The following is a 14,079-nucleotide window of genomic DNA, read 5'->3' on the forward strand; positions in this document are numbered from 1 at the left end:
GTCATGGCCTTCCTGGAAATCTCCGGTCTCAGAAAGCGCTTCGGTGCCGTCGACATCCTCAAGGGCATCGACATCGAACTCGAAAAGGGCGGCTTCCTCGTGCTGGTCGGCCCCTCCGGCTGCGGCAAGTCGACCCTGCTCAACACCATTGCCGGGCTGGAGACGATCACCTCGGGCGAGATCAGGATCGACGGCCGCGACATCAGCGGCCTGCATCCTTCCAAGCGCGACATCGCCATGGTGTTCCAGTCCTATGCGCTCTATCCGAATATGACGGTGGCGGGCAATATCGCCTTCGGCATGGAGATCCGCGGCGTTCCGAAGGAGGAGCGGGCCAAGGCGATCAAGCAGGTCTCCGACATGCTGCAGATCGGCCATCTGCTCGACCGCAAGCCGAGCCAGCTCTCCGGCGGGCAGCGCCAGCGCGTTGCCATGGGCCGGGCCTTGGTGCGCAATCCGCAGGTCTTCCTGTTCGACGAGCCGCTGTCGAACCTCGATGCCAAGCTGCGGGTCGACATGCGCACCGAGATCAAGCGGCTGCACCAGCGCATGGGCACCACCTTCGTCTATGTCACCCACGACCAGATCGAGGCGATGACGCTGGCGACCAAGATCGCCGTGCTGAAGGACGGGGTGCTGCAGCAGTTCGGCACGCCGGCCGAGATCTATAACAGCCCCGCCAATCTCTTCGTCGCCGACTTCATGGGCTCGCCGGCGATGAACCTGCTCAACGCCACCGTCGAGAACGGTGCGGCCGGGCTGGCCGTCTCGCTCGAGCGGCCGAACGGCGCGCCGCTCAGGCTGCCGGTCGTCTCCGGCAATCACGGCCTGTCTGCCTATGCCGGCAAGCCGGTGATCTTCGGCATCCGCCCCGAAGCCTTGACCGATCCCGACGGCGCCGACCGCAAGGCGCGCTCGCTGACCGAGGACGATTGCCTGATTGAAGTCGTCGAACCGGCCGGCTCCGACACCTTCGCCGTCACCAAACTCGGCGGCAAATCCGTCGTCGCCCGACTGCGCGCCGATGCCGGCATTGCCCCAGGCCAGAACACTCGCCTTGCCTTCAATCTCGACAAGGCGGTGTTCTTCGACCCGGACAGCCAGGTGCGGATCGTGTGACGGGCAGGTGTTGACATGAGCAATTCGCCAGACATCGTCATCATTGGCTCGGGCGTCGGCGGCGCCACAGTCGCTGCCGGCCTGGCTGTGTCAGGTGCTGAGATATTGGTCCTCGAAGCCGGCGATCGTATCGCCGATCTTCCCGTCAATCGCGACCAGCGCGCCATCTTCCAGCATGGACATTTCCGGCCGAAGGAAACCTGGTACGAGGCGAACGGCAGGGGCTTCAACCCCGGCAACTATTACAATGTCGGCGGCAATTCGAAATTCTACGGCGCCGTCTTGTCGCGGTATCGCAGAGAAGATTTCGACGTCATCGAACATCGGGAAGGCGTGTCGCCGGCTTGGCCGTTTCCCTATGAAGAGATGGAGCCCTGGTATTCGCAAGCGGAGCTGATGTATCAAGTCCGCGGCAGTCTTGGCGAAGATCCGACCGAACCGCATCACTCGGTTGCCTACGAATTCCCGCCCGTGCCCGACGAGGCGCCGATCGCCGACATCAGGGCACGCCTCAAGGCGAAAGGACTGCATCCGTTTTCGCTGCCGCTCGGCCTGGATCTCGACGCCTGGCTCTCCAAGGCGCGCACGCCCTGGGATGCACATCCGAATTCACAAGACGGCAAGATGGATGCCGAAACCGCGGCACTCGCTGTGGCGCTGAAACACGAGAACGTGCGGCTCGAGATAAATGCGCGGGTGATACGGCTCGACACCGGGGCGGGGAGCCGGATCGACGGTGTCACCTACGTCAAGAACGGACAGACGCTGACTGTCTCGCCCAGGATCGTCATCCTTTCCGCCGGCGCGGTTCAGTCATCCGTGCTTTTGCTCCGTTCGAAAAACGACCGCTTCCCGAGGGGACTCGCCAACTCTTCCGATCAGGTGGGCCGCAACTTCATGAACCACAATGCCTCGGCCGTCATAGCGGTCTCGCCGCGCTTCAGGAACACCGCCGTCTACCAGAAGACTTTCGCTTTCAACGATTTCTATCTGTCGGACGGGGAGGGCGGACCGCCGCTCGGCAATGTGCAGTTACTGGGGCGCATTTCCGAAAAGGTCCTCAAGGGCTCTCTGCCGCAGGCGCCGGAATGGCTTCTGCGTTTCATGACGGACCATGCCATCGACTTCTATGCGATGAGCGAGGACGTACCGAATCCTGAAAGCCGCGTGATGGTCGACGGCGATCGGATCGTCCTCAAATGGCAGAGGACCAACTGGGACGCGCATCTTGCCCTTGTCGCCAAGCTGAAGGCGATCCTTCGGTCGATCGGTTTTCCGATCGTGCTGTCGAGACCCTTCGACAAACGCACGCCGTCCCATCAGTGCGGAACGATCCGCATCGGAAACGACCCGGCAACGGCGCCACTGGATCCATACTGCCGGTCCTACGATCACGGCAACCTCTTCGTCGTCGACGCCGGCTTTCTGCCCACATCGGCTGCGGTCAATCCCGCGCTCACCGTCGCCAGCCAAGCTCTCAGAGTTGCCCATCACATCGCATCGACGGACTTGCAGACACAGGCAGATCCATTGGTGCGCGCCGGCTTCAAATAGGACAGTAAAATGGGATTCGATTATATCATCACCGGTGCCGGTCCTGCGGGCTGCGTTCTTGCAAGCCGCCTCAGCGAAGATCCCGATGTCAAGGTACTGCTTCTGGAGGCCGGCGGAGGCGACTGGAATCCTCTTTTCCACATGCCCGCCGGTTTCGCCAAGATGACCAAAGGCGTCGCCAGCTGGGGATGGGAAACCGTTCCCCAGAGGCACATGAAGGACAGGGTGCTTCGCTACACCCAGGCAAAGATCATCGGCGGCGGCTCGTCGATCAATGCGCAGCTCTACACCCGCGGAAACGCGGCCGATTATGATCTCTGGGCCAGTGAAGACGGCTGCGAGGGCTGGGACTACCGTTCGATCCTGCCCTATTTCAAACGTGCCGAGGACAATCAACGTTTCGCCGACGATTACCACGCCTATGGCGGTCCGCTGGGTGTCTCGATGCCGGCGGCACCGCTGCCGATCTGCGATGCCTATATCCGCGCGGGACAGGAACTCGGCATACCCTACAATCACGATTTCAACGGTCGCCAGCAGGCCGGCGTCGGATTTTACCAGCTCACCCAGCGCAACCGGCGCCGCTCATCGGCATCGTATGCCTATCTCTCGCCGATCAAAAACCGGAAGAATCTGACGATCCGGACGGGCGCGCGTGTCGTCCGCATCGTGCTGGAGGCAGGCCGCGCCATCGGCGTCGAGATCGCCACCGGACACGGTCTGGAGGTCGTGCGTGCTGAACGCGAAGTCTTGGTCTCGTCAGGCGCGATCGGATCGCCGAAGCTCCTCTTGCAGTCCGGCATAGGGCCGGCCGACCATTTGACCTCGGTCGGCGTCAAGCCCTTCCACGATCTGCCTGGCGTCGGCGGCAATCTTCAGGACCATCTCGATCTTTTCGTTATCGCCGAATGCACCGGCGATCACACCTATGACGGCGTTGCGAAGCTCCACCGCACGCTTTGGGCGGGGATACAATATGTCCTCTTCCGCACCGGTCCGGTCGCCTCGTCGCTCTTCGAGACCGGCGGCTTCTGGTATGCCGATCCCGACGCACGGTCTCCCGATATCCAGTTCCATCTCGGCCTCGGTTCCGGCATCGAAGCAGGCGTCGAGCGGCTGAAGAACGCCGGCGTGACCCTCAACTCCGCCTATCTGCATCCGCGCTCGCGCGGCACGGTGCGTCTGTCTTCTGCCGACCCGGGTGCAGCACCCTTGATCGATCCCAACTACTGGTCCGATCCGCACGACAGGAAGATGTCGCTGGAGGGGCTGAAGATCGCCCGCGAGATCATGCAGCAGGCGGCGCTGAAGCCCTATGTCATGGCCGAAAGGCTTCCGGGTCCGAAGGTCATCACCGACGAGCAGCTTTTCGACTATGGCTGCGCCAACGCCAAGACCGACCATCATCCGGTCGGCACCTGCAAGATGGGAACGGGGCCCGACGCGGTTGTCGGGCTGGATCTCAAGGTCCATGGCCTCGAAGGCCTCCGGATCTGCGATTCCTCGGTCATGCCGCGCGTCCCGTCCTGCAATACCAACGCTCCGACGATCATGGTCGGCGAAAAGGGATCCGATCTCATTCGGGGTCTGCCCGCGCTGCCATCGGCGATCTTCGCCTATGAACGCAATGATACCAGGCCCCGGGCCCGCGCCGAGATCCGCTAAGGAGAGCGACAATGTCTGAAGTGAAAGTTGCAGTGCTTGGCGCCTCGGGCTGGATGGGAAAGGTCCACACGATGGCCTATCAGACCTTTCCGCATTTCTTCGGCGTCTCGGACGGAACGGCGCGGATCGTGGCGCTTGTCGACAGCAATCCTGACGTAGCGCAGGATATCGGCAACAGGGCGCCGGGGGCCAGGATCTACCAGGATTGGAAGCTGGCGGTTGCCGATCCCGAAGTCGATCTCATCGATATCTGCTTGCCCGACCATCTGCACTATCCGGTGGCCAAGGCGGCCCTGCTGGCCGGCAAACATGTCTATTGCGAGAAGCCGCTGGCAAATACCGCTAACGAAGCGCTGGAGCTGGCCGAGATCGCCAGAGAAAAGGGTGTCATCACCCGTGTCGGACACGCCTTTCCCCGAAACCCCGTTCATGATCTGGCGAAAGAGATCATCGAATCCGGTGAAATCGGTGAGATCAAGCTGTTTCGCGGCTGCCAACACGTCGACATGTATGGCGATCCCACAGCACCGTTCATGTGGCGCGCCGATGGCAAGCTCGCGCCGACCGGGATCGTCGGCGACACCGGTTCGCACATCTTCAGCTTCATGGATTTCCTCGTCGGCCGCGTCAGCTCCCTGATCGCCGACAATCTCATTGTCACTCCGCGCCGGCCGATCGTCGAGGGGCTTGCCTATGGCGAGCAGGTGAAACTGTCGGGCAACGAGGCCTGGGCCGATATCACCAATCCCGACGCGACCAACCTGCTGTGCCGGTTCGAAAACGGCGCCGCCGGCATCGTGGACTTCAGCCGCGTCGCCACCGGCCGCAAATTCATGCAGACCTACGAGGTCTATGGAACGAAAGGCAGCATCGCCTATACCTATGACGAGATAAACCGGCTGCGTTTCTACACCAACGACGACAGCACGGGACGGCGCGGCTTTCGCGAGATCGACGTCGGTCCTGAGAATGCGACCTTCAGGGCTTTCCTTCCGTTGCCGAACTTCGGCATAGGCTACAATGAAAGCAAGATCATCGAGGTGGCCGAGGTCATAAGATCGATCGTCGCAAACAGACCGATGTGGCCGACATTCGATACCGGCCACCACATCTGCCAGATCGTCGACGCCTGCATGGAGTCTTCCCGGCAGAGACGCTGGGTCGATATCCCGCTCAATTGATTGTGGTGCGCCGATGACGATAGATGTCCCGCAGGAAATTCTTGACGCACTGACCGATGTCGATATGCCGCGGCTTCCAGCCGAAGGCGTCGCTTCGGAAGAGGTCCGGCTCGCTGGCATCGCGACGCCGATCTACCGAGCCGGCTGCGTCGTCGTCGGCTCCGGCGCTGCGGGTCTGCGTGCGGCGGTGGAAATGAAGCGGCGCGGCGTCGATGTCGTCATCATCAGCCAAAGCGCATGGGGCGGAACCTCGGCCTGCTCTGGCTCCGACAAGCAAACCCTCCACACCGCGAACACGGCCGATCAGGGCGATAATTACCGGGCGATGGCCCGCGCCATCGGCAGCGGCGGCGCCATGGACGAGGACACGGCCTATGTCGAGGCGGTCGGCTCGTCACGGATGATGGCATCGCTGCAGTTCTTGGGCCTGCCGCTGCCCCAGGATCCGCTTGGCGGAACACTGAGATATCAGACCGACCATGACGAGGTCGGCCGCGCCACCAGCTGCGGCCCGCGCACCTCGCGGCTGATGGTGAAGGTGCTGGCGGAGGAGGCGATCCGGCTGGGCGTGCCGTTCTACAACCAGACCACCGCGGTGAAAATCCTCACCAAGGGCGAGGGGGCTGAGCGTAATATCGCCGGCATGCTCGTCATGCGCGCCGGCGACCGTACGCAGGAGAATCCGCTCGGCATCGCCTTGTTCGTGAGTGGCGTCATCGTGCTTGCCGCCGGCGGGCCGGGCGAACTCTATCGCGACAGCGTTTATCCCAACGGCTGCTTCGGCTCCCTCGGATTGGCGCTCGAGGCGGGCGTCGAACTCGTCAACCTGACCGAAAGCCAGTTCGGCATCGGAACGCGAAGAGAGGGATTTCCTTGGAATCTGTCCGGCACGTACGTCCAGGCGATTCCGCATTTCTATTCGGTCGACGGCGAAGGCGCCGAACACCATTTCCTGGCGAGATATTATCGAAGTACCCAGGAGCTGGCGTCGAACATCTTCCGTAAGGGCTATCAATGGCCGTTCCACGCGACCCGCATGCTTGATTTCGGCTCGAGCCTGGTCGATCTCGCCATTTACCGTGAGACCGCAGCCGGTCGGCGCGTCTTTATGGACTTCAATCGCAATCCTCTGCCCGTTCCCGGCGACCTGCCATTCAGCCTGGAGAGGCTGGACGAGGACGTTCGCCTCTATCTCGGCAAGGCTGGCGCCGATCAGCAAATGCCGATTCATCGATTGAAGCATATGAACCCGCTCGCGATCGAGCTCTATCGCCGTTACAAGATCGATATTGCCGCAGAGCCGCTGGAGTTCGCGGTCAACAACCAGCACATGAACGGCGGCATCATGGTCGACAGCTGGGGCCGCACCAATCTGGGTGGCTGCTACGCGGTCGGAGAGGCGGCTGGCACGCATGGGGTAACAAGGCCCGGTGGAGCGGCGCTGAATGCCGGGCAGGTCTTCGGAACCAGGGTGGCCGAACATATCGGCGCCGGCGGGGCAAAGCGGCCCGCCGCGGGACGTGTACCGGAGGCTGCAGAGGCGGGCATCGCCAATCTCCTCTCCGCCCTGCGAACCGAAAGCCCGCTCACTGTCAAAGCGGTCCGCTCGGCGGTGCAGGCACGCATGAGCGAGAAGGCAGGCATCATTTGCGATCAGGGGATCGTCCGCCAGGCCTTGATCGAAGCGCGGGCGCTGAACGCCGAAATCCGCGCCAACGGCCTCGCCTACGAGCGCGCGGCCGAAGCGGTCCGAGGCGTGCAATGGCGGCACATGGCGCTCGCCTCGGAGGCGGTGCTGAGCGCCCTGGACTTCTACATCGGCAGGGGCGGCGGCAGTCGGGGAGCACGGGCGATCTGCGATGCGGAGGGCGAATTCCTGCCGCTGGCGAGTGCCAGTCGGCTGGAGGACTATCGTTTCCGCAAGGAAAACGAAGCGCATCGCAAGGAGCAGATCGTCGTTCGGCTCGAAGGCGAAGAGGTCAGGCTTTCAACCCGTCCGAACCGCGAACTGGATAAAGGTGCCAGATCCTTTTTCGAGCGCGACTGGCCCGCCTGGTTGACGGGCCGCATCTATGATCTGGACGGCGGCGAATGAGGCGATGCTGTCATCGTATCAATCAGGATTGGCGACCGCTGGCGGAACCCGGATGCGCTCCGTATCGTCAGAGCCTTCGGCGACGGCTTCCTCGCTTTTGCGCACATGCCGTGGTGGATCTTTTCCTTCGACGGGTTTCGGCGACAATTGATCGTCGGCCTGGATTTCGTCGGTATTGAGATAATTCTTGCTCTCGCCCATGACGATCACTTCCGGTTGGAGAATTGCGGGGCAGGAATGCGCCCCTTCTGATCGACGCGGCCTGTCTCAGGATCGGAGCTGGGGACGCCGTCGACTGCCTCGCGGCTGCTGCCCATGCTGACGGGAGGCTTGCGCTGGTCGTCGACACCTGCCTCGGGCAGCTCATCGTCCTGAGTGTCCTCGTTCAACGACTTGGGCGGAAGCTTAGCGGAATCGGGAATGGGTTTTATACGCATCGGACAATCTCCTTTGCAGAGCTAACTCCAGCAGGCATCGCAGGTTCCGTGCTACTCTGCGACCGATGCATTGCCGCTCACACGGCTTCAGCTGCCGGAAGATCGAGCTCGATCATGACGGGTGCGTGGTCGCTCGTATGCTCCCAACTCCGGGGCTTGCGCCGGACGGTTGCCGATCGGAGCCACGGCGCCACTGTCGGGCTGAGCAGAAAGTGGTCGATCCGAAGCCCGGCGTCGCGCTCGAAACTGTTCCGCCAATATTTCCAGAAGGTGTAGATGCGCTCGTTCGGATGCAGATGCCGGATGGCATCCGTCCAGCCCTGGGAGACGAGCCGGGCGTAGGCGTCGCGGACTTCGGGCCTGAAAAGTGCATCGTCTCGCCAGCGCTCCGGCTTGTAGACGTCGATCTCCGTCGGCATGACATTGAAATCGCCGGCAAGGATGGAAGGCACCTCGATTTCGAGCAGTTCGGCGGCATAGGCGTGCAAGCGCCCGAACCAGCGAAGCTTGTATTCGAACTTGGCGCTGGGAAAAGGGTTGCCGTTCGGCAGATACAGGCATCCGATCAGCATTCCTTCGATGACGGCTTCGATATATCGGCTGTGGGTGTCGTCAGGATCGCCGGGAAGACCGCGCCGCGTCAGGATCGGTGTCTTGTCCTTTGCCAGGATGGCGACGCCGTTCCAGGATCGCTGCCCGTGCCAGACGGCGCCGTAGCCGGCCCGCTCGATCTCTTTTCGCGGAAACCTGGCGTCGTCGGTTTTCAGTTCCTGAAGGCAGGCTACATCGGGGGCATCCTCTTTCAGCCAGCGCAGCAGGTTGGTCAGTCTCCCGTTGATCCCGTTCACATTGTAGGATGCGATTTTCATGAGGGATCATGTCGAGGCGGTGCTGGCCAGATCCGAAAGCGCGCCGCGTTCTTCCAGGTTCTTTTGTCGCGCGCAGGATCCGTGCAGACAGCCAGTCCATTGACTCGCCATGGTGCCGCCCTTTCAGCGTGTTGCGCCGTACACGAAGGCGATGGCGGCGACGATCGCTGCGGCAGTCAGCGGCTGTCGGCGTATCCTGTCCTCCATATCCTTGACGAAACTCCTAGCTTCCGCCCTTGCCAGACGGGCTGTTCCGGACGCCAGCTCCGACGCGGACTCAGCCACCCGACCAGCTTCTTTCTGAAGCGCGCGCAGTTCCTCGCGGTCGGCATCGAATCTGTCCGAGGCGTGCGAAGTCTGCAGGGCCTGATCGACCAGCGGATACTCTTGGTCAATGGCGGTCGGATCCGGCTCCCGCTTCACCCGCTCAGCCGCCTCGACATCGCTGCGGCCCACGGGAATGGAGGTATGGGTGGCGGAAACAGGATCCGACGCGGGAAACGTGTCTTCGATCGCTTTGTCGAGTTCGCCCTTTCCGGACTGTTTTCGCTGCTCTGCCTGCTCTTTTCGCAGGGACTGGACGGCGGGTGAATCATTCGGGTTCGGCATCGCGGTTTCCTCTGTTGCAATTTGATAATCAAAGCGGTGACGAGGAAAGAAGTTCCAGAAAAATGCGTCTGCGCCTTGTCCAGCAACACCATGGCGACGATGTCGACAATATACGCGCCGAGGCAGTATTTGTGATGACATTGCTCGTATTTTTGGGGGCGCATCCACTGCATGCCGGACCAAAGTCCTGCCTTTTCTTAGTACCTAGGTCCGGTTGCATTTAGCCCTCAGAAAGGCGAAAATTCTCAAGGCGTCCAATAGGCGTAGGAACGGCGAAGAACGGATGAACAAGGCAATGGCATTGACTATCTCGAAACGGGGTTTTTTGAGATTGGGCGGCTGCGCTGCCGTCGCCCTCGTGGTTGCCGCATCGCCTGTGACAATCAATCTCGATGGCTCCCTTCGCGTTCTGACGGTGAAACACGCAGCGGCAAAGGACGGCAATAACGGCGGCGGCAACGGCAACGGCGGAGGAAATGGCAACGGCGGAGGGAATGGCAACGGGGGAGGCAATGGCGGCGGGGGCGGAAACGGCAGTAGTGGTTCCGGCAGCAGCGCAGGAAGCTCCAACAACAACGCCGGATCCTCTTCATCCTCGGCCTCGTCGTCGACGGGATCAAAGGCCAGAGCCACCGAAGGCACCGATGGGTCGATCAACGTTCGCCACGCGAACGGCATCACCGAAAGCCTGCGCAGTGGCCGCTATATCATGAAGGACTCGAAGGGCAGGACGATCATAAGCCGGCAGGCGACGGCCGGCGACGCAAACCGGCTGAGCAATTTCCTTCGCTGAGGCAGAATGCGGAAAACGGCGCCGTAGAGCCTTTCCGGGTTGGATTGCAGCATTCTGTTGGCTCAACTAACCCGGAAAAGCTCTGGATCGCAGGTCGAGCCGGCGCTATCGCCGTTCGCGCCATTGCAGGGCCGCTTCGGTCCTGTTCGAGGCGCCGAGCTTGCTCAGGATCTGGGTCATATGGTGCTTCACGGTCTTTTCCTGCAGGTTGAGGCGCAGGCCGATATGCTTGTTTGACAGACCTTGGGCGACGAGATCCATCACCTCGCGCTCCCTTGGCGTCAGACTGTTCTTGTCGGAGTTTCCGTTTTGTAGCGAATTTTCCATCGCCTTCGCCGACATCATCGGCGAGACATATCGCGACCCGCTGAGGACGGTTTTAATCGCTTCGGCGAGGCCGCGTGAACCGACACCTTTGAGAACGTAGCCCATCGCGCCCTGCTGCAGGGCTCCGAGCAGCGTGTCCACCTCCTCGGATACCGTCAACATCAGCACTTTCGTCGTCGGGCTGAGCGCCAGGACGTCGGCGATCGCAGCCAATCCGCCGCCGGGCATCGAGACATCGAGAAGCATCACGTCGGGGAGGTTGTTCGATGCGATCATGGCGGCATCTTCGCTGCTGGCCCCTTCGCCAATGACCACGAAGTCGCTCATCTCCGACAAGCTGCGCGTTACACCCTCGCGAAAAAGCGGGTGGTCGTCCACGACGCCGACGGTGATTGGTGTCATCTCTATTCTCCAGCTTCCATAGGCTCGAAGGTCATGGTCACGGTCGTTCCTCCTTCACCCGTCTTGATATCGAAAGATCCCCCCAGGCTGTCGATGCGTTCGCGCAGCCCCACCAGGCCCAGGCTTGTCGGCCTCACCTCCGTCGGGTCGAACCCATCGCCACGATCACTGACCTCCACACAAACATGACCATTATGCGACACGGCTTTCACGGTCTGCTGAACGCCGCCGCCGTGGCGATAGGCGTTGTTCAAGGCTTCCTGAACGAAGCGATAGATACAGATCTTTACGGCAGCAGCGAGCTCGGGTCCATCCTCGTCGATAATCGCTTCGACAACGGTTTCGGTCTTGTGCCGGTGCGCTTCGACGACCCGCAGCACGATATCGGTGATGGAGGACTTTTCGATCTGCGGGAGCACCAGTCCGCTGCAGATATTGCGGATTTCCGTCATGGCCTCCGCGAGGCTCGAGCGTATCCAGGCAAGTTCTTTTTCGCGCGCTTCGGGTTCGGTGGATGCGTTGATCAACAAGTCGCTGTCCAGTCGCAGTGAAGCATAGGCAATGTGCTGTGCCGGACCGTCGTGAAGATCGGCGCCGATGCTGCGCAGATATGTTTCGTTCAGCGCCGCCACGCGCTGCGAAGCGCGCTGCAGCCGCCGCTGGAGTCCGCGATTTTCCGCCAGCAGCGCAGACAATTCCTTGACCCGTTCCTTGAGATCCCTGCGCTGCGCTTCTATCGTGCGGCTTCCGCGAAACACCAGGGCGGAGAGAACGAGGAAAAAGACGCCTGTGAGAGCGGCGACTGCTCCCCAGCTCTGCAGCCTTGCGTGCGCCAGACTGTCGCCGAGGCCTTCCGCGGTCTCGTAGAATTCGAGCACAGCAACTGCCTGGCCGGACCACGGCTGGAGAACCGGATTGTAGATTTCCATCAGCGGCTTGCCGAGCGCGCGCTCGGCACCGCTTTCCGGGTCGTCGGCGACTTCGTATCGCGCGACGAGCGAGCCGGCGAATGCCTTCTGCAGCTTGGCATTTATGGGAAACTTCTGGCCCACCAGCTCCTTGTCCTTCGAATAGAGGATGGTGCCGTCGTTCCGCCACAGCCTGAAGGAGACAAGGCGCCTGCCAAGCGCCCCTTGACCGAGTGTTTCGTCGAGAGCCTGAGCGCTGCCTTCGTCCAGCAGCGATTCCGTTTGCATGTCGGGAAGCAGCGGCGCCACCACACTGTCGACGTAAAGCGCTGTCGCCGCGCCGGAATTATGAATGACGGCTTCCTCGATCAGATGGGTGACAAGTAAGCCCACCAGAAACATGGCGGCGATCGAGACCAAGCCACCCGCGATGAAAAATTGCGAGGCGAGTGAGCGGGCATTCCAGCGGCGCAGCCAATTCATTTTGATACCGGCAAGAGACTTTGCCGATTAACCTACAGCGTCTTTGGAGTTTTTCCAGACTGTTTCAGGGCAGATTCCTGGTATCGAAGACCTCGGCGCCTCTGATGCTCTCGGTCAAATGAATGCTATCGCCTGACATGGCTGCGCCGAAGACATAGAGGAGACCGGCCAGAACGATGACGAGGGCAATGACGGAGGCGTTCCAGGCATCGTTGACATGGGATCTGTTCTTTTGGGGCATAAGCGGATCTCCTTCCATATCGCTCAAACGACGCGGTCAGGCGACCGTTCCGCTTCGGGGACTTCGGTCGAAGAGGCCTGGGACCAAGGTCCGTCCCGGTGGACAACATCCGATTCAGCCATATTTCAACTTCGATTGAGCTGTGTTTGGAGACGTGTGGTGATAGTTTCTGCGAACATCGATGACGGTGCAGATGCCGCATCTGTCGCGCCTCCCCCTCCGTTCGGGGCAGGCGTCGCCGATCTTTACCAAGCCCTTCTCGTGCCGATTCTCTTTGAGCCCTATGCGTTGGAAATGGCAAGCGTCGCCGAACGGTCGAAGCCGGTCAGCGTGCTCGAAGTCGCGGCGGGGACCGGCGCCTTGACACGCGCTCTGCGGGCGAAGCTCGATCCGGCCGCCGAGATCGTTGCCACCGATCTCAGCCAGGCGATGATCGACGTCGGCGCACCATCGGTGACGATGTCGCGAACGCATTGGATGCACGCAGATGCGCAAGATCTGCCGTTCGCCCCTTTGATGTTCGATCTCGTCGTTTGCCAGTTCGGCGTCATGTTCTTTCCGGATAAGCCGAAGGCCTATCACGAGGCGAAAAGAGTGTTGCGGAGCGGAGGCCATTTCCTGTTTTCGACGTGGGATTCGCTTGCTGCCAACGACTTCGCAAGATGTGTGGACGAATGTCTGACAAGCCTTTTCCCGTCGGATCCCCCCGATTTCCTCAGGCGCTTGCCATATTCTTACTTCGACCCCAGCCCGATCAAGGCTGAAGTATCATCGGCGGGATTCGAGGCGGTTTCCTGCGAACGGCTCGAACTGACCTCTATCGCGGCCACAGCACAGGATATCGCGACCGCTTTCTGCCGGGGCACGCCGCTCAGCGGAGAAATCGAATGGCGGGCGCCGGAGCGCATGTCGGAGATCGTTAATGAGGTGGCCGAGCGGGTGGCGTCCCGCTATGGCGCCCGTCCTCGCGGCAGCATGAGCGCCCTGGTCGCCTCCGGCCGGGCCCCTTAACCGATTCCGGCAATCTTCTCGCGCGCCGATTACCTGTGCTCGGGGCTCGTGCGGACAATCATTCCCTGGCGCCCGGATTAAAGCTGCGGTCGCCGATTACGGGATGAGGCAGTAGTGGGGGTAGTCAGGCGCGCGCATCGCGCCGATGACGTGCTGTTCGATCTCGACGCAGGTCTCGTCATATTCCCGCACCAGCTTCAAATTGAACCGGCGTCTTCGAAGCCGATCACGCGCTTCGACTGCCATCTGGTAGGCCTCGAAAAGCTCGAGCTGCCACGGGTCGCGCGCCTGCATGATCAGCGCCCGCATTTGCGGCAGACGCATGGCCAGGCGCCTGCGTCCTGCTTCCCGACGGTTGGATCGTGTCATCTCCCTCGGTCTCCTG

General features: G+C 61.5%; 15 protein-coding genes. 7 read left to right on the forward strand and 8 right to left on the reverse strand.

Translation table 11 applies throughout. The annotated features are described in order from the left end of the window. Positions 1-3: 3 nt before the first annotated feature. From AMK00_RS08700 to AMK00_RS08720, 5 genes are read left to right on the forward strand one after another with little or no spacing between them, the layout of a single operon-like run. On the forward strand, positions 4-1,119 hold the full coding sequence (locus AMK00_RS08700; protein ID WP_064801956.1) for an ABC transporter ATP-binding protein: 1,116 nt from the start codon (positions 4-6) through the stop codon (positions 1,117-1,119). Between the two features lie 15 nt (positions 1,120-1,134). Continuing rightward, positions 1,135-2,673, forward strand: a complete 1,539-nt coding sequence (locus AMK00_RS08705; RefSeq protein ID WP_064801958.1) for a GMC oxidoreductase — start codon at positions 1,135-1,137, stop codon at positions 2,671-2,673. Between the two features lie 9 nt (positions 2,674-2,682). Beyond that, a complete protein-coding gene (locus AMK00_RS08710) occupies positions 2,683-4,338 on the forward strand; it encodes a GMC family oxidoreductase (RefSeq protein ID WP_064801960.1) in 1,656 nt (551 codons plus the stop codon). Positions 4,339-4,349: 11 nt separating this feature from the next. Beyond that, complete coding sequence (locus AMK00_RS08715) at positions 4,350-5,519, forward strand: Gfo/Idh/MocA family protein (RefSeq protein ID WP_064801962.1); 1,170 nt, start codon at positions 4,350-4,352, stop codon at positions 5,517-5,519. Between the two features lie 13 nt (positions 5,520-5,532). Further along, positions 5,533-7,614, forward strand: a complete 2,082-nt coding sequence (locus AMK00_RS08720) for an FAD-dependent oxidoreductase (protein WP_064801963.1) — start codon at positions 5,533-5,535, stop codon at positions 7,612-7,614. Positions 7,615-7,632: 18 nt separating this feature from the next. Here the strand turns inward: AMK00_RS08720 and AMK00_RS08725 are convergent, their stop codons facing one another. The 4 genes from AMK00_RS08725 to AMK00_RS08740 form a co-directional block, all read right to left on the reverse strand. Then, positions 7,633-7,815: a hypothetical protein gene (locus AMK00_RS08725; RefSeq protein WP_064801965.1), complete on the reverse strand. Its 183-nt coding sequence runs from the start codon at positions 7,813-7,815 to the stop codon at positions 7,633-7,635. Positions 7,816-7,820: 5 nt separating this feature from the next. Next, positions 7,821-8,051 (reverse strand): hypothetical protein, encoded by a 231-nt coding sequence (locus AMK00_RS08730; RefSeq protein WP_064801967.1) that lies wholly within the window; start codon positions 8,049-8,051, stop codon positions 7,821-7,823. Between the two features lie 77 nt (positions 8,052-8,128). Next, positions 8,129-8,920 carry an exodeoxyribonuclease III gene (gene xth, locus AMK00_RS08735; RefSeq protein ID WP_064801969.1) on the reverse strand — a complete coding sequence of 264 codons (792 nt, stop codon included), beginning with the start codon at positions 8,918-8,920 and terminating at the stop codon, positions 8,129-8,131. Between the two features lie 123 nt (positions 8,921-9,043). Then, positions 9,044-9,529 carry a hypothetical protein gene (locus AMK00_RS08740; protein ID WP_064801972.1) on the reverse strand — a complete coding sequence of 162 codons (486 nt, stop codon included), beginning with the start codon at positions 9,527-9,529 and terminating at the stop codon, positions 9,044-9,046. 301 nt (positions 9,530-9,830) lie between these two features. Here AMK00_RS08740 and AMK00_RS08745 point away from each other — a divergent pair, with 301 nt between their 5' ends. Beyond that, positions 9,831-10,322, forward strand: a complete 492-nt coding sequence (locus AMK00_RS08745) for a hypothetical protein (RefSeq protein WP_064806089.1) — start codon at positions 9,831-9,833, stop codon at positions 10,320-10,322. A 105-nt stretch (positions 10,323-10,427) separates the two neighbouring features. On the opposite strand, the gene AMK00_RS08750 is transcribed toward AMK00_RS08745, so the two are convergent. From AMK00_RS08750 to AMK00_RS32495, 3 genes are all read right to left on the reverse strand, one after another. Next, positions 10,428-11,051 carry a LuxR C-terminal-related transcriptional regulator gene (locus tag AMK00_RS08750; RefSeq protein WP_064801974.1) on the reverse strand — a complete coding sequence of 208 codons (624 nt, stop codon included), beginning with the start codon at positions 11,049-11,051 and terminating at the stop codon, positions 10,428-10,430. A gap of 2 nt (positions 11,052-11,053) precedes the next feature. Then, a complete protein-coding gene (locus tag AMK00_RS08755) occupies positions 11,054-12,442 on the reverse strand; it encodes a sensor histidine kinase (RefSeq protein ID WP_064801976.1) in 1,389 nt (462 codons plus the stop codon). Positions 12,443-12,506: 64 nt separating this feature from the next. Further along, complete coding sequence (locus AMK00_RS32495; protein ID WP_164517778.1) at positions 12,507-12,683, reverse strand: hypothetical protein; 177 nt, start codon at positions 12,681-12,683, stop codon at positions 12,507-12,509. 159 nt (positions 12,684-12,842) lie between these two features. On the opposite strand from AMK00_RS32495, the gene AMK00_RS08760 reads away from it, so the two are divergent. After that, positions 12,843-13,694 (forward strand): class I SAM-dependent methyltransferase, encoded by an 852-nt coding sequence (locus AMK00_RS08760; RefSeq protein ID WP_064801978.1) that lies wholly within the window; start codon positions 12,843-12,845, stop codon positions 13,692-13,694. A gap of 96 nt (positions 13,695-13,790) precedes the next feature. Here AMK00_RS08760 and AMK00_RS08765 read toward each other — a convergent pair whose 3' ends face one another. Continuing rightward, positions 13,791-14,063: a hypothetical protein gene (locus tag AMK00_RS08765; protein WP_064801980.1), complete on the reverse strand. Its 273-nt coding sequence runs from the start codon at positions 14,061-14,063 to the stop codon at positions 13,791-13,793. Between the last annotated feature and the right edge of the window lie 16 nt (positions 14,064-14,079).

Source organism: Rhizobium sp. N621 (assembly GCF_001664325.1).
GTDB lineage: Bacteria > Pseudomonadota > Alphaproteobacteria > Rhizobiales > Rhizobiaceae > Rhizobium > Rhizobium esperanzae.

Coding starts and splice junctions, on each gene's coding strand:
- AMK00_RS08700 (WP_064801956.1), top strand. CDS start 4: ATGGCCTTCCTGGAAATCTCCGGTCTCAGAAAGCGCTTCGGTGCCGTC.
- AMK00_RS08705 (WP_064801958.1), top strand. CDS start 1,135: ATGAGCAATTCGCCAGACATCGTCATCATTGGCTCGGGCGTCGGCGGC.
- AMK00_RS08710 (WP_064801960.1), top strand. CDS start 2,683: ATGGGATTCGATTATATCATCACCGGTGCCGGTCCTGCGGGCTGCGTT.
- AMK00_RS08715 (WP_064801962.1), top strand. CDS start 4,350: ATGTCTGAAGTGAAAGTTGCAGTGCTTGGCGCCTCGGGCTGGATGGGA.
- AMK00_RS08720 (WP_064801963.1), top strand. CDS start 5,533: ATGACGATAGATGTCCCGCAGGAAATTCTTGACGCACTGACCGATGTC.
- AMK00_RS08725 (WP_064801965.1), bottom strand. CDS start 7,815: ATGGGCGAGAGCAAGAATTATCTCAATACCGACGAAATCCAGGCCGAC.
- AMK00_RS08730 (WP_064801967.1), bottom strand. CDS start 8,051: ATGCGTATAAAACCCATTCCCGATTCCGCTAAGCTTCCGCCCAAGTCG.
- xth (WP_064801969.1), bottom strand. CDS start 8,920: ATGAAAATCGCATCCTACAATGTGAACGGGATCAACGGGAGACTGACC.
- AMK00_RS08740 (WP_064801972.1), bottom strand. CDS start 9,529: ATGCCGAACCCGAATGATTCACCCGCCGTCCAGTCCCTGCGAAAAGAG.
- AMK00_RS08750 (WP_064801974.1), bottom strand. CDS start 11,051: ATGACACCAATCACCGTCGGCGTCGTGGACGACCACCCGCTTTTTCGC.
- AMK00_RS08755 (WP_064801976.1), bottom strand. CDS start 12,442: ATGAATTGGCTGCGCCGCTGGAATGCCCGCTCACTCGCCTCGCAATTT.
- AMK00_RS32495 (WP_164517778.1), bottom strand. CDS start 12,683: ATGCCCCAAAAGAACAGATCCCATGTCAACGATGCCTGGAACGCCTCC.
- AMK00_RS08765 (WP_064801980.1), bottom strand. CDS start 14,063: ATGACACGATCCAACCGTCGGGAAGCAGGACGCAGGCGCCTGGCCATG.